The 17,754-nt window shown below is 45.4% G+C and carries 15 protein-coding genes; 9 read left to right on the top strand and 6 right to left on the bottom strand.

Annotation, left to right across the window (positions count from 1 at the left end; all coding sequences use genetic code 11):
• Positions 1-9: 9 nt before the first annotated feature.
• A complete protein-coding gene (locus SCB77_RS13695) occupies positions 10-1,659 on the top strand; it encodes a RagB/SusD family nutrient uptake outer membrane protein (protein ID WP_320182572.1) in 1,650 nt (549 codons plus the stop codon).
• Positions 1,660-1,744: 85 nt separating this feature from the next.
• Here the strand turns inward: SCB77_RS13695 and SCB77_RS13700 are convergent, their stop codons facing one another.
• Positions 1,745-2,395: a peroxiredoxin family protein gene (locus SCB77_RS13700; RefSeq protein ID WP_320182573.1), complete on the bottom strand. Its 651-nt coding sequence runs from the start codon at positions 2,393-2,395 to the stop codon at positions 1,745-1,747.
• A 49-nt stretch (positions 2,396-2,444) separates the two neighbouring features.
• A complete protein-coding gene (locus SCB77_RS13705; RefSeq protein ID WP_320182574.1) occupies positions 2,445-2,795 on the bottom strand; it encodes a DUF4369 domain-containing protein in 351 nt (116 codons plus the stop codon).
• 163 nt (positions 2,796-2,958) lie between these two features.
• On the opposite strand from SCB77_RS13705, the gene SCB77_RS13710 reads away from it, so the two are divergent.
• The 6 genes from SCB77_RS13710 (at position 2,959) to SCB77_RS13735 (ending at position 9,641) form a co-directional block, all read left to right on the top strand.
• Positions 2,959-3,807, top strand: a complete 849-nt coding sequence (locus SCB77_RS13710) for a 4-hydroxy-3-methylbut-2-enyl diphosphate reductase (protein WP_320182575.1) — start codon at positions 2,959-2,961, stop codon at positions 3,805-3,807.
• Positions 3,808-3,876: 69 nt separating this feature from the next.
• A complete protein-coding gene (gene hemH / locus SCB77_RS13715) occupies positions 3,877-4,902 on the top strand; it encodes a ferrochelatase (RefSeq protein ID WP_320182576.1) in 1,026 nt (341 codons plus the stop codon).
• A 10-nt stretch (positions 4,903-4,912) separates the two neighbouring features.
• Positions 4,913-6,193, top strand: a complete 1,281-nt coding sequence (locus SCB77_RS13720; RefSeq protein ID WP_320182577.1) for a metallophosphoesterase — start codon at positions 4,913-4,915, stop codon at positions 6,191-6,193.
• Between the two features lie 90 nt (positions 6,194-6,283).
• Positions 6,284-7,324: a UDP-glucose--hexose-1-phosphate uridylyltransferase gene (locus SCB77_RS13725; RefSeq protein WP_320182578.1), complete on the top strand. Its 1,041-nt coding sequence runs from the start codon at positions 6,284-6,286 to the stop codon at positions 7,322-7,324.
• Between the two features lies 1 nt (position 7,325).
• On the top strand, positions 7,326-8,483 hold the full coding sequence (gene galK, locus SCB77_RS13730) for a galactokinase (RefSeq protein WP_320182579.1): 1,158 nt from the start codon (positions 7,326-7,328) through the stop codon (positions 8,481-8,483).
• A 15-nt stretch (positions 8,484-8,498) separates the two neighbouring features.
• A complete protein-coding gene (locus tag SCB77_RS13735) occupies positions 8,499-9,641 on the top strand; it encodes an aldose epimerase family protein (RefSeq protein ID WP_320182580.1) in 1,143 nt (380 codons plus the stop codon).
• 117 nt (positions 9,642-9,758) lie between these two features.
• On the opposite strand, the gene SCB77_RS13740 is transcribed toward SCB77_RS13735, so the two are convergent.
• The 3 genes from SCB77_RS13740 to SCB77_RS13750 form a co-directional block, all read right to left on the bottom strand.
• The gene (locus SCB77_RS13740) at positions 9,759-10,949 is read right to left on the bottom strand and encodes a trans-sulfuration enzyme family protein (protein WP_320182581.1); all 1,191 of its coding nucleotides are present in this window, start codon (positions 10,947-10,949) and stop codon (positions 9,759-9,761) included.
• 150 nt (positions 10,950-11,099) lie between these two features.
• Positions 11,100-14,435 carry a transcription-repair coupling factor gene (gene mfd, locus SCB77_RS13745; RefSeq protein ID WP_320182582.1) on the bottom strand — a complete coding sequence of 1,112 codons (3,336 nt, stop codon included), beginning with the start codon at positions 14,433-14,435 and terminating at the stop codon, positions 11,100-11,102.
• 103 nt (positions 14,436-14,538) lie between these two features.
• Positions 14,539-15,084 (bottom strand): hypothetical protein, encoded by a 546-nt coding sequence (locus SCB77_RS13750; RefSeq protein WP_320182583.1) that lies wholly within the window; start codon positions 15,082-15,084, stop codon positions 14,539-14,541.
• Between the two features lie 164 nt (positions 15,085-15,248).
• On the opposite strand from SCB77_RS13750, the gene SCB77_RS13755 reads away from it, so the two are divergent.
• Together SCB77_RS13755 and SCB77_RS13760 are read left to right on the top strand one after the other, a co-directional pair.
• Positions 15,249-16,118, top strand: coding sequence for a helix-turn-helix domain-containing protein (locus SCB77_RS13755; protein ID WP_320182584.1), 870 nt, complete (start codon positions 15,249-15,251; stop codon positions 16,116-16,118).
• Position 16,119: 1 nt separating this feature from the next.
• On the top strand, positions 16,120-16,554 hold the full coding sequence (locus SCB77_RS13760; RefSeq protein WP_320182585.1) for a DUF983 domain-containing protein: 435 nt from the start codon (positions 16,120-16,122) through the stop codon (positions 16,552-16,554).
• 29 nt (positions 16,555-16,583) lie between these two features.
• Here SCB77_RS13760 and galE read toward each other — a convergent pair whose 3' ends face one another.
• The gene (galE, locus tag SCB77_RS13765) at positions 16,584-17,612 is read right to left on the bottom strand and encodes a UDP-glucose 4-epimerase GalE (RefSeq protein WP_320182586.1); all 1,029 of its coding nucleotides are present in this window, start codon (positions 17,610-17,612) and stop codon (positions 16,584-16,586) included.
• Between the last annotated feature and the right edge of the window lie 142 nt (positions 17,613-17,754).

The following is a 17,754-nucleotide window of genomic DNA, read 5'->3' on the forward strand; positions in this document are numbered from 1 at the left end:
ATGAAAGTTATGAATAAGAAATTTAGAAAAGTATTATATACAGTAGGGATTTTCGGTAGCCTTATGGCCACAAGTGCCTGCACGAACTTAGATGAAAAGGTATATGATACCTTGGTGAATGAGAACTTTTACAATACTAAGGAGGAAGTTATCTCTGCAGTGTTGCGTCCCTACACGCATGCCAATGCTTGGGCAACACCTGGACAGGATGGATGGTGGCGCCTAAGTGAATATTCCGCAGATCAGTTGGCTTGGCCTGTAAAAGGTCGGCACGGCCAGGATGGTGGTAAATGGATTAGGTTACACTACCATACATGGACAGGGGATGATGCTGCTATACAGCAGGCATGGAACCTAATGTTTTGGGGAATGGGTTTGTGTACGTCTCCAATTGAAGCATTGGAAAGCCGTGATGTCGCGACGATGGGTATTACGGACGAGGAAAAAGCAGCATTTATTGCAGAGCTCAAGCTATTCCGTGCTTTTCATTATCTGAAGATTATGGATCTTTGGGGTAATGTCCCTATTGTCACACAGGTGGGTATTCCTGTTAGTCCTTCCACAGCGCCTAGGACTGAAGTGTTTAATTTCATCGAGAAGGAAATTCTAGAAAACATTGATAAAATCCCTGTACTATCAACGGCAATGACTGGTCGTATGTCTAGAGCAGGAGCTTACGCTATGTTGGTGGAATTATACTTAAACGCAGAAGTTTGGACAGGTACACCGCGCTGGGATGATTGTATCGCTGCGGCAAACCAATTAATTAATGGTAATGCGGGGGCACAGAATGGCCAAATGGCATTGGATCCCAACATTACGGATGCTTTCAAGCCGGATAACCATCTGTCAAAGGAAACGATTTTCGCGTTAGCCTACGAGTTCCAAAAATCCAATACCCAGCCGCAATGGACCGGTGATTTCTTCTACTTTAACCAGCGCGATATTACCGGGGGAGGAAGAAATGGCAATGATGGAACAGTAGTAATTCCAGGTGTTTATGCCAAATTTCCTACTGCGGATTTACGTAAAACTGCTTGGATGTTGCATGGACCACAGATGCGATTTGATGATCCAACCAAACCGGTGTTAGGAAGTAATGATGAGTATCAGGGACAGCCGGTGGTTTTTGTAGATAATATCCGTAAAAACCTAGAGGCGATCCGCAATGGTACTGATCCGGAACTTTTACCTTCCGATATGACGACCGGCGAAGGAACCAGCGGTGTACGGTTCAATAAATACCAATTGGGACATATCGCACATCCGAGCTACAATAGCACCGATTGGCATTTCTACCGCCTGACATGGGTTTACTTTGCCAAAGCGGAAGCTTTAATGCGGAAAAATGGTGGAACTGCAACAAGCGAAGCGGTAGATTTGATCAATGCGTCAAAACGCAGAGCATACAGTGCGGATGACTGGTCAACTTACGCCTATAACACCTCAAATTTGACATTAACCGAGTTGCTTGCGGAGCGAGGACGTGAATTTATATTTGAAGGATTTAGACGTCAAGATTTGATCCGTTTCGGCCGCTTCCATACCGATTCTTGGTGGGATCACAAACCAACGGATATCAACAAGACCTTGTTTGCCATTCCAAACAATCAACGTGTATTGAATGCCAACCTAGACCAAAATACAGGATACAATTAAGCAAGTGTAAAATGTAGTGAGAAGCCCAGCTCGTTAGAGCTGGGTTTTCTTATTTATCCTAGATTCGGCGATGTTAACGATAGGATTAAAACAAATATTTTTCCAAAAGTTCCTCTAATAGTCCGGCTCTGGCTCCGCGAGCGATGATCGTGCCGTCGGGGGCTAGGAGAAAGCTATCCGGGACAGCATGTATGTAGAGTGATTTGGCAAAGCCATCATCCCAGCCCTTCAAGTCTGATAGTTGCGTCCAGGGCAAGTTATCTTCTTCAATGGCTTTGAGCCAATCTTTTTTACGCATGTCTACCGAGATGGCTACAATGTCAAAACCTTTATCCTTAAAGCGTGCATAGGTTTTTAGTAGATTGGGGTTTTCTTTCCGACATGGCCCGCACCAACTTGCCCAAAAATCAATCAGTATGTATTTCCCGTTTTGAATGGCAGATAATCTGACCAGATCGCCTTGCTCATTGGGCAATTGGAAATCGGGGAATTTCATACCAAGCGCTGTTTTTTCCGCTACCTGCAACCTGCTCGCGATGTCCTGATAGATATAGCTGTGCTGGAAATTAGCTTCGAATTTTGGGAGGGTACTTTTGATATAATCCCAATCGACCTGCGCAGAGGAAACAAATCCCTTCATGGCGAATAGAGCATAGTAATTGTCGGTGTTGGCCAATATAAAATCTTTGTCGTATTGCCGTTCAGCAGCTTGATCCAGATGTTTTATGCCTTCCAAATGGACTCTAGAAAGGCTATCTATAGCGGAGTTCCAGATTTTGAAGTTCTTAGCACCTTTCTTCCAATTTGAAACCGTGAAACCGGATATCTTTTCCTGGCTCTAACCACGTTTCATAGACCGAAAAAGGCCCTACGATACGCGGATCATACTTGTCTTTGATTGCAATAAACAGACGACTAGGTTCGCTCAGTTGACCGCTGATCGTGAAGCTGCCATCTTTGCCTAAATAGATGCTATCCACGATACTGGAGTCCCGATCTTTATATTGGAAATAATACAGCGCATTTTCGGTGCTGTCTATTTTACCCTGAAAGGTGAAGGGCTTGCGGCTCTGGGCCGAAGCGTGAATAACGGATAAGCATACAACGCTAATGTAGAGAATAAAGAATTTGTTCATCGCTTATAAAGAGTTGGTTAATATAAAGATAGTTTATAAAATTCAAACATAAGTGAATGTGAGGTGATTCTTTTTTCATGCATAAAACCCAAACGAAATCCTGAATTACTTGTTTTCTCTTTGCACGCCCTTTCAATGTAATATCTAATGTGTAACTTTGTGTATGGCTAAAAATCTTCAAGTAACAATCGATAAGGACTCTGGCTTTTGTTTTGGGGTGGTGTATGCCATCGATATGGCCGAGGAGATCCTCGAAGAGGATGGTTATCTGTATTGCCTAGGCGATATTGTGCACAACGATGAAGAGGTAGCGCGCTTGCGTGCTAAAGGCCTGCGCATTATCGGGCATGAAGACCTTGCTACCCTGAGCAACGAAAAGGTATTGATACGTGCACATGGAGAAGCGCCGGAAACCTACAGAACGGCGCTGGAAAATAATATTACCCTGATCGATGCCTCCTGCCCCGTGGTATTAAAGCTGCAAAACCGAATCAAAACGTCCCATGATGACAACGAGAAGATCTTGATTTTTGGAAAGCATGGACATGCTGAAGTTATCGGTTTGCAGGGGCAAACCAATAATGAAGCCCTTGTTTTTCAGGATTTGGAGGAGTTGGATCATGCCGAACTGCCTGCTTCTTTCACGCTATATAGCCAAACGACTAAAAGCGTGGATAAGTTCTATGCGATCAAGGAGGAGCTGATAAAAAGAGGATACGAAGTAAAGGCGAATGACACGATCTGTCGGCAGGTTTCCAATCGATATGAAGATTTGGGCGACTTTGCACGGCAGTATGATAAGATTGTCTTTGTTTCGGGCAAAAAATCTTCGAATGGCAAGGTACTTTATGATGTGTGCCGACAGGCCAACCCTAACAGTTACTTTATCTCGGATCCGGCAGAGCTGGACGCGACCATTTTTCAGGAAAATGAATCCGTGGGTATCTGCGGTGCTACCTCAACGCCTATGTGGCTGATGAAAGACGTAAAGGAAAACTTGGAAGCCTTGTAGAACGTCATGTTAGTCTCATTTTCAAATACCTATCCACGGTTCCTATAAATAATAATTATTTTTGTATTAATGAGTAAGAGCGCGACGAAGGGGGTTCTTTTAGTGCAACTTGGCACGCCCGACGCCCCCACCACGCCCGATGTGCGTAGATATTTGACAGAATTTTTGATGGATCCGCGGGTAATCGATATTCCTATCGTTGGCCGAACCTTATTGGTAAAAGGTCTTATTGTTCCCCGCCGAGCACCGAAATCTGCAGCTACCTACCGCACGATATGGGATGAAAAAACGGGCTCGCCTTTGATGTACTATAGCGAGCTACAACGCGATTTGCTGCAACAGGAATTGGGCGATGAATACCATGTGGAGCTCGCTATGCGCTATCAAAATCCTTCCATTGCTCATGCCCTGAAAAATATGGAATCCATGATGCTGGAGTCTATCCGCGTAATTCCACTTTTTCCGCAATATGCCTCGGCTACTAGCGGATCGGTGATTGACAGGGTGATGGAGGTGATGCGTACTTGGCAGTATTTTCCGCAGGTATCCTTCGTGAGCAACTACTGCGACGACGAGGAGATGTGTGAAACCTATGCGGACCATGCTAAGCGCCACGATATAGATTATTATGATCATATCCTGTTCAGCTACCACGGTTTGCCTGTTAGGCAACTGGGAAAGGTTGATCCTTCTGGCGAGCTGAGCTGTCCCGATAGGGGATGTGACAGCTGCCGCGTGGAAAAGAAAAGCTACTGTTACCTCTCGCAATGTTATGCGACCACACGTATGATTGCTTCCAAACTGGGGCTTTCTGAAGATCGCTACACCCTATGCTTCCAATCTCGATTGGGCAAGACACCTTGGATACAGCCTTATACCTCGGATACCTTGCATCAATTGGCAGAAAAAGGCGTGAAGAAACTCTTGGTGTTCAGTCCGGCTTTTGTGGCCGATTGTATTGAAACCTTGGATGAGATCCAAGTGGAATACGCGAATGAATTTAAAGAACTGGGCGGAGAAGAGGTGGCCATGGTGGAAAGCCTCAATGACGACCCAAAATGGATAGGCGTCCTCAAACGTCTTGCACAAGGTTAAAATTGATACGATGCTGATATTTAATGCGATATTACTGCTATGCTTTGATTTCTATATTTTCTTTGCGCTACGCGCGACGAAAATTAAGCTGGTCAAGAAGAAGTGGTTCTCTATTATATGGTGGGCCTATTCTGTTGGCTTGCTTTTAGGTCTGTTGATCTCCACAAGTTTTGATCTTCCGCTTTCTATACGTTCTGTGGTACTTGTCGCATTTTTTATGACCGCGGTATGTAAGTTTATCTTCATTCTTATTTTGCTGATCGATGACTTGCGCCGCGGCGGATTATGGATAGCTCGGCTTTTTGTTCCTGCAAAAAGCAACACCGAAGAGGTGCCCGTAGCTAAATCCTCAGAAGAAACATTGCCGGATGCACCGCGTAATGGCATCACGCGATCGGAATTTTTAACCAAGTCAGGCCTTATCGTGGCCTCGCTGCCAATCATTCCGCTATCTTGGGGGATTATTTCTGGAGGATATGACTATCGTGTTCGCCGGCAGAAGCTTTATCTCCCAGACTTGCCAGCGTCTTTTCATGGGCTACGGATTGGACAGATTTCTGATGTGCACTCTGGATCGTTCTACAATAAGAAAGCGGTATTGGGTGGCGTAGAAATGCTGTTGGGTGAAAAGCCAGATGCCATATTTTTTACCGGTGATTTGGTGAATAATGTGGCGCCTGAAATGCGCGACTACCAGGATATCTTTGCTAAAGTGAAGGCTGATTTGGGTGTTTTCTCCGTTTTGGGAAACCATGATTATGGAGATTATTACTACGGTAAGGAAGATTCACCGGCCAAACGCAAGAACCTACAAGACCTGATTGATACCCATAAAGTTATGGGATGGGATCTGCTGATGGATGAACACCGGATGTTGACCATGGGCGGCGATCAATTAGCGATTGTGGGCGTGCAAAATTGGGGTGCAGGACTTCGCTTCCCCAAGAAGGGCGATCTCAAGAAAGCTTTGCTGGGCACGGAGGAATCTGCCGTGAAATTGTTGTTGTCGCATGATCCATCGCATTGGCGTGCGCAGGTGTTGGATACCGATGTTGACGTGATGTTTGCCGGACACACCCACGGGATGCAATTCGGTGTACGCGGGGAGCATTTCCAGTGGAGCCCTGTCAAATATATCTATAAGGAGTGGGCGGGTTTGTATGAAGAACAAAAGCAGCAGCTTTATGTCAATGTAGGTTATGGATTTTTAGGTTATCCCGGTCGGGTGGGCATTCTGCCCGAGATCACGATATTTGAGCTGATCAAGGGGAATAAGCCACTTATATCTTAAAGAATATTTAAATTCTTGTTAAGCCTATGTTTTTCATAGGCTTTTTTTTGATTTCTAATTTAAAAAGGAGATATTTATAAAAATCTAGCCATGCTTAATTTTTCAGAACAACCACACAAACGTAAAAACCTATTAACAGGGGAGTATATCTTGGTTTCACCACATCGCAGCAAGCGTCCGTGGCAGGGACAAGTAGAAGATTTAGCTCCGGATGATCGTCCGCAGTACGATCCCAAATGTTATTTATGCCCCGGCAATGCCCGGGCCGACGGTACTATCAATCCAGATTATAAAGACAGTTTTGTCTTTGTCAACGACTTTTCAGCTTTATTGGAAGACAGCTCCTTGGATACCTTCAATGAGGACAATCTGCTACAGGCAGAAGCCGAACGCGGAATCTGTAAGGTGATATCCTTTTCGCCAAGGCACGACCTGACTTTGCCGCAGATGAGTCCGACAGAGATCAAGGCCGTTGTCGATCTATGGCAACGGGAATTCCGCGAACTTGCTGAACACGACTGGATCAAGTACATTCAGATTTTCGAGAACAAAGGCAGTATTATGGGCTGTAGCAATCCGCATCCGCATGGGCAAATTTGGGCGCAAAGCTCCCTGCCCGTCGAGATACAGAAGGAAAGCGAGCAGCAAGCTATCTATTTCCAAAAAAACAGCCGCACCTTATTACAGGATTATCTGGCTCTTGAATTGAAAAAGGACGAACGTATCATCGTGAACAATGAACATTTCGTGGCACTGGTGCCTTTTTGGGCGGCTTGGCCTTACGAAACCATGATCATCAGTAAACGTGCTGTGCCTTCCATCCTAGAATTTACCGAAGCAGAGAAGGAAGATCTGGCCAAGACCTTGCAGGAGTTGACCATTCGCTACGATAATATTTTCAAGACGTCTTTCCCGTATTCAGCGGGTATGCACCAAGCGCCAGTCAATAGCGGCGATCAGCCAGAATGGCATTGGCATATGCATTTTTATCCGCCCTTGTTGCGTTCTGCAACAGTAAAGAAGTTTATGGTCGGCTACGAGATGTTGGCCAACCCGCAACGTGATATCACACCAGAACAGGCCGCAGATACCTTAAAACAACAAGCAACGGTACATTACAAAGCACAGTAACATGATTTCCAAAGAACAACTAGAACAAAGATATAACGACGTTTTTGACAGTAAACCTACGCATGTCGTGCGTTCGCCGGGCAGGATCAACATCATCGGCGAGCATACTGATTATAATGAAGGTTTTGTGTTGCCTACGGCAATTGACAAGGCTATCTATGTAGCGGTAGGCAAAAGAGAAGATGACCTTATTCGCCTTTATGCCGAGGATTTTAAAGCCTATTTTGAGCTCGCATTGAGCGATATCAAACCGGTGGAAGAGGGCTGGCCAAACTACATCTTGGGGGTAGTGAACCAACTGCTTGAGCGTGGCCTGCCTGTGGGAGGCTTTAATATGTATGTTGATGGCGACGTACCCTTAGGTGCAGGATTATCTTCATCGGCAGCCTTGGAATGTGCCGCTGGCTTTGCCTTGAATGTGCTTTTTGATCTGCAGTTGCAGCGAGTGGATATTGCCAAGATAGGACAGTTGGCCGAGCATACCTATGCAGGAGTAAAATGTGGTATTATGGATCAGTTTGCCTCGGTTATGAGCAAGGCTGGGCATGTGGTGAAACTGGATTGTCGTGATCTTTCTTTCGCATACACCCCTTTGGAGCTTGGTGACTACGCTATTCTTTTGTTGAATACGAATGTGAAGCATTCGCTAGCGTCATCGGCCTACAACGACCGACGGGAATCCTGTGAGGAGGGTGTGCGCTTGGTGCAAGCGAAGTATCCGGCGGTGAATAGCTTGCGGGATGTATCGGTAGCCATGCTGGATGAGCTTGTTCAATCCGTTGATGCGGATATCTACACGAAAAGCCGCTTTGTGGTCGAGGAAAACCAACGCTTGAACGATGCCTGCGCAGCGTTGGAGCGTGGCGATCTGGAGGAATTGGGACGGCAGCTGTTTCGTGCACATGAAGGCCTGAGCAAAGAATATGAAGTAAGTTGCCCCGAGTTGGACTTCTTGGTGGAGTATGTACGTGAATTTCCGGAGGTACTCGGTGCGCGTATGATGGGTGGCGGCTTTGGCGGCTGTACCATCAATCTAGTAAAGAAATCCTTTCAAGACCTCCTTATCGAGCGATTGACACCCATATACCAGTCGAAATTTGGGCTGGATTTGACAGCCATAAAAGTAGTTCCATCCAACGGAACGGAAATATTGATATAAACCTTAATAAATCCCATGATGAAAAAAACATTGCTGTTAATAGGCTTGGCGACGAGCCTTTCTTGGACGGCTTGCCAAAATCAAGCGAACAAAACTACAACGGATACCGAGCTTTCGGACAGCGGCTTTACCGCCACGATCGACGGTCAGGAGGCTAAGCTGTTCACCTTGCAGAATAGCAAGGGGGCAAAGGCTACCTTTACCAATTTTGGCGCGCGTATTGTCTCGCTTTGGGTGCCTGATAAGGATGGGAAATTAACAGATGTTGTGCTTGGATTTAACAAGGCCGTGGATTACCACAATCCGGAGGAACCTTATTATGGAACGATTGTAGGGCCTTTTGGTAACCGTATCGCTAAAGGCAAATTCTCCTTAGATGGGGAAGAGTTCACCCTGCCCACGAATAATGGAGCAAACACCTTACACGGTGGATTTAAAGGCGTGCATTTTGCTGCTTGGGAAGGAAAGCAGGAAGGCGAGAATAAGTTGACCTTTTCCTACACACTGCCAGACAAAAATGAGGGTTTTCCCGGGAATATTGCCATGACTGTGACCTACACGTTGACAGATGACAATGCATTGGAGATTGCCTATAGCGCGACGACGGATAAGAAAACCGTGGTAAACCTGACGAATCATGCTTATTTCAACTTGAATGGTGAGGGTAGTGGTACCATCTTGAACCATAGCTTGCAAATCTATGGCGATCAATATACGCCTGTAGATAGCACCTTGATTCCCACCGGCGAATTGGCGGCTGTAAAAGGTACGCCCTTTGATTTCTCACAGGCTAAGACCATTGGTCGTGATATTGAGCAGAAGGACGAGCAATTGCGCTATGGCGGAGGATATGACCACAATTTTGTGCTTCGCGGCGATAAAGTGGATCAGCTAAACCACGCTGCTACCTTAATTGGTGATAAAACAGGGATCAAGATGGATATTTATACCGAAGAGCCTGGTTTGCAGTTTTATAGCGGGAATTTTATGGCCGAGAAGGTGACCTTGAAGAACGGCAAAAAAGATGCCTTCCGCACAGGATTGTGTTTGGAAACGCAGCACTTCCCAGATGCGCCGAATCAAACGAGTTTTGCCTCTACCGTTTTGGAGCCCGGACAAACGTATACGACAAAGTCGATTTACAAATTTAGTTTGTAAGCTAAATAAGAACTAAAAGCCGAGGGGTTTGCATATTCAGGTGCAAGCCCCTTGGTTTTTTTACGCGTAAGCTGTTAACGAAAGAGGTAAAAGTCGCGTTAGATTTCCTTTTATCTATTATTTCTGAATATGTTCGAATGCCTGCTGGAAGTCGGCGATAAGATCATCGATATGCTCTATGCCCACGGATATTCGCAACATGCCGCGGGTGATGCCGGAGGTTTGCTTTTGTGTTGAGGAATGATGACTGCCCCACATGCTGGCGGGGTGCACGATCAACGATTCTACACCACCTAAACTAGCTGCATTGATGAAGACTTGCAGCTTGCTCAATATAATCTGCGCGCGTTGATATTCTTGTTCCTCATTTTGCCCCTCAACTTCTATACAAAGCATGCCCGTAAAGCCCTGCATCTGTTTGCGAGCTAAGGCATATTGCGGATGGTTTGGTAATCCCACATAGCGTACTTTCTTGATAAGTGTGCTTTGTTCCAACCATTTTGCTAAGGCCAGCGCATTTTCGTTGATCTGCCGAACGCGCAACGCCAGTGTTTTGAGTCCACGCAATAATAACCAGGAATCAAAAGGGCTAAGCGAAGCGCCTAACACTAGTGAACGACGCCAAACACGCTCGATATACTCCTGAGAACCACAAACAACACCTGCCGTGAGATCGCTGTGCCCACCAAGATACTTGGTGGCACTATGCAACACCACATCGATGCCGTATGCCGCAGGCCGTTGATTGATGGGGGAAGCAAAGGTATTATCTGCCATGGTAGTGATGCCATGTTTCTTGCCGAGGGCGGCCACGAAGGTGAGATCAGTGATGTCTAAATTTGGATTTGATGGCGTTTCAACATAGATAAGCTTTGTATTGGGGCGTATCGCGCTTTCAAAAGCTTGATTGTCGGTTTGGTCGATATGGGTCACCTCTACGCCATAATCGCTTAGGAATTCTTTTAAGAACAGTGTAGTCCCAGAATAGTGTGCATGTTGTGCGACGATGTGATCGCCGGCTTTCACCACAGCAAGTATAGCGGTGCTTATGGCAGCCATGCCGGTAGCTAGTACCAGCGCATCTTCGGTTTGCTCTAGCTTGGCTATGATTTCCGCTACTTGGCTGTTTGTCGGGTTTCCATGCCGATGGTAAAATTCGGGATGCTTGGTCGCTGTAGCCGCCTCTATGTAGGCTGAAAGATCTGTATCGGCAAGGTAGGTGGACGTTTGGAATATAGGCGAGGCAACCGCTTTGGTTGTATTATATTGATTGCCCTGATGGATAAGCATGGTTTCTAACTTCTTCATGAAAGTGTTGATTTATACCAAAGCTAATAAAAAATCTACTGTTTAGGTAGATTATTGTGTGCTTGATCAGGAAATAGTTAGAAGTAAAAAAATGGAAGAGCTAAACCTGTCATAGCTCTTTCATTCTTTTGCTAAGCATAGCAAGGATCGTTAAACCATTTTGCTCAATAAGTTGAGCGCGTAGTCAATATTGTTCACATTGTTTAAGGCGAGGCGCAGTTGGTTCTTCACCTCTTTGAGATTGGAAATGTGCGGATGTGCCTGCACAAATGCCAATACCTTACCAAATTGATCGGATTCGAAATAGCTGGATTTTGGGTTGTTAAGGAAGTATCCTTTCAGGACATTTTTCTTGTAGGATATCTTTTCGAAGCCGATCTGCTTGCCCAGCCACTGTAGGCGTAACGTATTGAAAAGTTCAAAAACGGGTGCTGGGATAGGGCCGAAGCGGTCTTCCAGTTCTTTTTGGAAGCTAGCAAGCTGTTGATCATTTTCCAGTTTAGCAATTTCGTTATAGAGGTTGTAACGCTCGCCGATATTGGTGACATACTCGTCGGGAATCATCACCTCGAGATCTGTATCGATCTGCGTAAAGTTGACGTACTTTCTATTTTTATCATCGGCAAACAGCTCTCCGAATTCGTCGTCCTTTAGCTCCTGCACGGCCTCATCCAAGATTTTGTTGTACATCTCAAAGCCTATTTCGGCAATAAATCCAGATTGCTCGGCACCGAGTAGATTGCCCGATCCGCGTATATCCAAATCGCGCATAGCTACATTAAAGCCGGATCCCAGCTCGGAAAATTCTTCCAACGCTGAAAGCCGTTTGTAAGCTTCATTTGTCAAGGTGGATAGTGGTGGGCTCAAAAGATAACAGAATGCTTTTTTGTTGGATCGGCCTACGCGTCCGCGCATCTGGTGTAGGTCGCTGAGGCCAAACATATGGGCATGGTTGATGATAATGGTATTGGCATTGGGAATGTCGAGCCCTGCCTCAATGATGGTGGTGGCTACCAGCACATCAAACTCATGGTTGATAAACTTGAGCATTACATCTTCCAGATCGTCGCCTTCCAGCTGCCCATGTGCTATGCCCACGCGCGCGCCGGGCACCAACTTTTGGATCATCAAACCCAATTGCTTGAGATCGGCCACCCGGTTATGGATGAAAAATACCTGTCCGTTGCGGTCCAGCTCGAAAGCGACAGATTCTTGGATAAGCGTTTCGTTGAACACGTGCAACTCCGTTTGTACCGGTTGCCGGTTTGGCGGAGGGGTAGAGATAATGCTCAGATCTCGGGCACCCATCAGCGAGAAATGTAGCGTACGTGGGATTGGTGTCGCTGTTAGCGTCAACGAATCTACATTGGCACGCATCACTTTAAGCTTCTCTTTGACCGATACGCCAAATTTTTGTTCCTCATCGATGATCATCAGCCCAAGCTCCTTGAACTTTACATCCTTGCTGACCAAACGGTGCGTACCGATGATAATATCCACTTCGCCCGCCTCCAATTTTTTTAAGGTCTCCTTGATTTGCTTGGAAGATTTGAACCGGTTGATATAATCAATGTTCGCCGGGAATCCTTTCAGACGTTCGCTGAAGGTTCGGAAGTGCTGTAGAGCAAGGATCGTTGTGGGTACCAGCACGGCAACCTGCTTGCTGTCGGCAACGGCCTTGAATGCTGCACGAATGGCAACCTCTGTTTTTCCAAATCCTACATCGCCACAGACCAGTCGATCCATCGGATGAGGCGATTCCATGTCTCGCTTTACATCGTTTGTTGCTTTTTCCTGATCCGGTGTGTCCTCGTAAATGAAGGAGGCTTCCAGTTCGTTCTGCAGGTAGCTGTCGGGACTAAATGCATTACCTGTTTGCGCTTTTCGCTTCGCATAGAGTTTGATTAGATCGCGGGCGATATCTTTGACCTTTTTCTTGGTGGTCTTTTTTAGTTTATCCCAAGCATCCGTACCCAGTTTATTCATTTTTGGCAGTGTGCCTTCCTTGCCCGAATATTTCGAAATGCGGTTTAGGGAGTTTATATTGACATAGAGCAGGTCATTGTCGGCATAGATCAAGCGAATCATCTCTTGCGTCTTTCCGTTTACTTCCACTTTCTCCAAGCCGGCATATTTTCCCACACCATGGTCTATATGGGTGATATAGTCGCCCGGTTTTAGGTCGCGCAGATCTTTCAGGGTAATGGCCTGTGAGCGTTCATAGCCTTTCTTGCGCTTGTATTTGTAATAGCGGTCAAATACCTGATGATCGGTATAGCAGGCTAATTTAATGCTGTCATCCCGAAAGCCTTCACGCAGCCCACGGTGTATGGGAATAAAAGTCGTTGATTTATCAATGTCCTCCAAAATGGCGAAGATACGCTCGATCTGTTTGGTCGAGTCGGAAAAGATCAGGTTGCTGATTCGCTGCTTTTCGTTTTCTTTGAAATTATGGATGAGCAGGTTGAAATCTTTGTTGAAGGAAGGCTGCGGATGGGTGTCGAAAAGGATTGTGTGATCTGCCTTGTAGTAAAACTGCTTGCCAAACTCGATGTTAGGAAATTCAAACAGCATCTCACTGAAGGTGCGCTCGTTGGTGAAGGTCACCCGCGGATCCACCCACTCCGTATTCGCTTTAATATCTTTCTCCGGTAGGGCCTTCCAAAACTCCGCCGCTTTTTTGTATCCGTCTTTAAGGACATCCATCATAAACTGTATGTCCTTATGCCAAAAGACAGTATCGCGATCGACATATTCCAACAAGGAAATATGGTTATTGCTCAGGAATTTAGCCTGTACATTGGGCACGATCGTGACGGTATGCATTTTACTGACAGATAGTTGCGATTCAATGTCGAAGGTTCGGATGCTTTCGATATCGTCACCGAAAAATTCGATGCGGTAGGGTAGGTCGTTGGAAAAAGAAAAGATGTCGACAATGCCGCCGCGAATAGCGAATTGTCCCGGTTCATACACGAAGTCTACCCGATCGAAATCATACTCATAGAGAAACTCATTGATGAATTCGATGCTGAGCTTGCTATGTTCCGTGATGGCTAGGGTGTTCTTGTCGAGATCATCTCTATTAATAACCTTCTCGGCAATGGCCTCCGGATAGGTGACGACCATCTTTGGCAGCTCCGAGGTATGGTTGAGGGCGCTCAAGGTTTCTGCACGCTGCAGCACATGGGAAGCGTCGATCTGTGTAAACTCATAGGCCTTGCGAAAGGAGGCTGGGAAAAATAGGATCTGTTTATCCAATATGCTTTCCAGATCACTCAGAAAATAGGAGGCATCTTCATGTGTGGGAAGAACGAAAACAAAGGGGCGCTCTTGCAATTTGTAGGCCGCTGCTGCAACCATAGCGTCGGATGAGCCGACCAGCCCCTTGAGTTGTATTTTAGGATTTTTGGCCTGTATGGCCTTGACCAATGTTGTTACCTGTTCGCTTTGCGTATATTTTTCTATGACCTCTTGTATACCCACGTGATACCTTTTCTTTTTTGCGAATTTAAGAAAATTATTAGTGCAAAGCAGAATAAGGGGTTGGGAAACATGGCGAGTTGTGATACAAAATGCCGTTCAACGTTTACATCAAATGCTGCGTTTGAGCAAAATCGAGCACCTGTTGCATATCATCGCTAAGGTCGAACTGTAGGTCTTCGTGTAGTTTGTCAAATTTACCAGCCGTGGTTTTCAGGCGTGCCTTTACATAGAGCTGTAGTTTGAATGCAGCATGTACAGCGGAAGCCTCGAATAGACGTGGAAACTGTTCAAAGGCTTCTTTTAACAAAAAGATGCGGCATTCCATTTCGCTGTATTTGTCCTTGGTAACTTTCTCGTGTTCATTGATCAGCCCGCTGCCCTGCCGGAGTAAAGCTTGAAGCTCTCGGTAGTTGCTATATTGCGGAATATTTTTGATGGAATGGCGGTTCGCCGAAAAGAGATCGTGGATCGATTCCTTGAGGTTTTCAATACGATCTTCTAGGTCATCCTTGTTTTCTAGCAACTGAAAATGTAACTGCTTCATGAGCATCTTGTCCTTGCTGACGAGGCGTACCAACAGCTTGTCCTTTTCCTTTTGCGGTAGGTTGAGGACAGCGTCCTTTAATTCGGGTTGTTTATGCAGGCTCATGTGCGATGTGTATCGATCTAAAAGCTTAAAAATAGGAAGTAAATGCTGGAATCGGAAATTCATGCAGAGGTTGCCGATTCCTGAAAACGATTCAATCCTTAAAAAGTACCATTATTGGTTGAAAATCTACCATTGATTTTGGTAAAATGGCGATACCTTTGTATATGACCTCAAAAATACCTGTCATAGCGCAATGTACCGTCACAAATAGCCTTCAGCTTGGGGGGCTGATGGTGGAAGAGCTGACAGTTTATTTGGCCCGTAATAAGGATCTTGTATTTCCGCATCGGCATAATTTTTACCATTTTATTCTTTTTACGGAAGGGAGCGGGAGGCATAGCATCGATTTTGAACAGTTTGAAATCGAGCCATGGCAGTTCTATTTTATGTCGCCCGGTCAGATCCATACCTGGGACTTCGGAGACGATGTAGCTGGTTTTGTGGTCAACTTTGATCGCGACTTTTTTAAGACATTCCTCCTGCGTCCGGAATATGTACATAATTTCTCCTTCTTTTCAGGTCTTGTTAAGGACGAGGTATTTGTGTTGGAAGAGTCGGAGCGGGCAGCGGTCTTACATATCTTCGCACGGCTATTAAATAATGTGGATGACCTTGATTTCGCACGTGTTTCGTTATTGTATTTGTTTCACGTGCTGGAGAAACAACGGCATCTACCGAAGGCACAGGATAAAAACCTCTATAATCATACACTACTGCGTAATTTCATCGATTTGATCGAAGTCAACTATAGCGCACTACGCCTACCAAAAGAATATGCAGCATTGCTGTACATAACACCTAACCACCTCAATGCGTTAAGCAAAGAATTTCTGGGTTTTTCTGCTGGAGAATTGATTCGTGATCGCGTTGTGCTCGAGGCTAAGCGCTTACTGGTGATTCATGATTATGCGGTGTCCGAAATTGCCTATGAACTCAATTTTAATGATAACTCCTACTTTACAAAATTCTTTAAAAAGGCCACAGGACTAACGCCCGATGAGTTTCGGCGATCTATGGATATAACACAAAAATAAGATGGAAAATACAACAACCTATACAATCAGCAAATTTCAGGCAGCACGGCAATGTAAGTGTCCGCGCTGTAGAACAGGAGCCATGTTTGCGGGAAGTTTGTTGAGCTTGAAAGGCCAAAAAATGGCGAAATACTGCCCGCATTGTCAATTGAAGTTTGAGATGGAGCCGGGTTTTTTTTACGTGTCGATGTTTGTCAGCTATGCGCTCAATGTGGCTCAGTTTATTAGCGTGTGTGTAGCCACTTATGTGCTTTCGGGGCAGTCCGAATCTCCTTGGGTATATTTGATTGCTTGTTGTTTGCTGGCTATTTTGTTGGCTGGATTCAATTTTCGGTATTCGAGGGTCATCCAACTTTATTGGTTAACACCGAATCTAAGTTTTAATCCCAAATATTACGGAAGAAAAAAGGCAGAAGATATAAAATTAGAGGCGTAACCTGTACGCCTCTAATTGTGTATCATAGATTATCCCAAGGGATTTTCTTGTAGGTATTTTTCCCAAGCCCAAGCGGATGACATCATCTCGTCTATGCCTAGCGTCGCTGTCCAACCGAGTGCTGCGCTGGATTTGTTTACATCACCCCATACCTGTACGACATCACCATCGCGGCGCGGACCAACTTCGTAATTCAATTTCTGTCCTGATGCTTTTTCGAAGGCGGCGATGGTTTGAAAAACCGAGTAGCCAATGCCGGTGCCTACGTTAAACACGTCGTAGCTCCCGTTAGGGTTTCCTTTTTCCAATAGTTTTATTGCTGCTACGTGTGCTTTGGCTAGATCCACCACATGAATATAGTCGCGTACACAACTTCCGTCAACCGTATCATAATCGCCACCAAATACAGTGAGCTTTTCTCTTTTTCCGATCGCTGTTTGTGTGATGAAAGGGAGAAGATTCTGTGGTACACCTAAAGGCAGTTCGCCAATTAATGCCGACTCGTGCGCTCCAACAGGATTGAAGTAGCGTAAGGCAATTACGTTGTAGTTGTCGTGTGCGAGTGCGGTTTCGGACAAAATTTCTTCTGCTATCTGCTTAGTGTTTCCATAAGGAGAGGTCGCTTTTTTTACCGGTGCTGTTTCGGTTACGGGAAGCACATCAGGCTCGCCATATACGGTGCAGCTTGAGGAAAAGACGAAGTTGATGGGTTTTCCTTGATAGGCCTGTAGCACATTGATCAGGGAGAAGAAATTGTTGTGGTAATATTTTAAAGGTTTTGCGACAGATTCACCTACTGCCTTGGAGGCTGCAAAGTGGATGATACCGCTAACATCGGGATTGTTTTTAACAAAGTCTTCCACTTTTGTGCTGTCGCAAAGATCAAACTGGTGAAACTCAGGTTTCAGGCCAATGATTTTTTCGATTTGATCTAAGATCTGTAAGTTGGAATTGGAAAGATCGTCAATGATGACCGGCGTGTAGCCTGCATGATGCAGTTCCACCACCGTGTGCGATCCGATGTATCCGGTTCCGCCTGTAACTAAAATTTTGCTCATTATTTCTGATTATAATATATCTGTTGCGCGATCACAACCTTGTTGGTTGTTTCGTAAGTTATAAAAATTGTTGCCGTTGTTCTAGAAACCGTTTTAGATTAGCGGGCTAAACAGCACATAAATAGGAGAATGTTGACTTACA

This window comes from Sphingobacterium bambusae, from assembly GCF_033955345.1.
Taxonomy (GTDB): domain Bacteria; phylum Bacteroidota; class Bacteroidia; order Sphingobacteriales; family Sphingobacteriaceae; genus Sphingobacterium; species Sphingobacterium bambusae.

What these genes read in the sequence shown, in the direction of transcription:
- SCB77_RS13695 (WP_320182572.1), top strand. Translation starts at nt 10, where the DNA reads ATGAATAAGAAATTTAGAAAAGTATTATATACAGTAGGGATTTTCGGT.
- SCB77_RS13705 (WP_320182574.1), bottom strand. Translation starts at nt 2,795, where the DNA reads ATGAACAAATTCTTTATTCTCTACATTAGCGTTGTATGCTTATCCGTT.
- SCB77_RS13710 (WP_320182575.1), top strand. Translation starts at nt 2,959, where the DNA reads ATGGCTAAAAATCTTCAAGTAACAATCGATAAGGACTCTGGCTTTTGT.
- hemH (WP_320182576.1), top strand. Translation starts at nt 3,877, where the DNA reads ATGAGTAAGAGCGCGACGAAGGGGGTTCTTTTAGTGCAACTTGGCACG.
- SCB77_RS13720 (WP_320182577.1), top strand. Translation starts at nt 4,913, where the DNA reads ATGCTGATATTTAATGCGATATTACTGCTATGCTTTGATTTCTATATT.
- SCB77_RS13725 (WP_320182578.1), top strand. Translation starts at nt 6,284, where the DNA reads ATGCTTAATTTTTCAGAACAACCACACAAACGTAAAAACCTATTAACA.
- galK (WP_320182579.1), top strand. Translation starts at nt 7,326, where the DNA reads ATGATTTCCAAAGAACAACTAGAACAAAGATATAACGACGTTTTTGAC.
- SCB77_RS13735 (WP_320182580.1), top strand. Translation starts at nt 8,499, where the DNA reads ATGATGAAAAAAACATTGCTGTTAATAGGCTTGGCGACGAGCCTTTCT.
- SCB77_RS13740 (WP_320182581.1), bottom strand. Translation starts at nt 10,949, where the DNA reads ATGAAGAAGTTAGAAACCATGCTTATCCATCAGGGCAATCAATATAAT.
- SCB77_RS13750 (WP_320182583.1), bottom strand. Translation starts at nt 15,084, where the DNA reads ATGAGCCTGCATAAACAACCCGAATTAAAGGACGCTGTCCTCAACCTA.
- SCB77_RS13755 (WP_320182584.1), top strand. Translation starts at nt 15,249, where the DNA reads ATGACCTCAAAAATACCTGTCATAGCGCAATGTACCGTCACAAATAGC.
- SCB77_RS13760 (WP_320182585.1), top strand. Translation starts at nt 16,120, where the DNA reads ATGGAAAATACAACAACCTATACAATCAGCAAATTTCAGGCAGCACGG.
- galE (WP_320182586.1), bottom strand. Translation starts at nt 17,612, where the DNA reads ATGAGCAAAATTTTAGTTACAGGCGGAACCGGATACATCGGATCGCAC.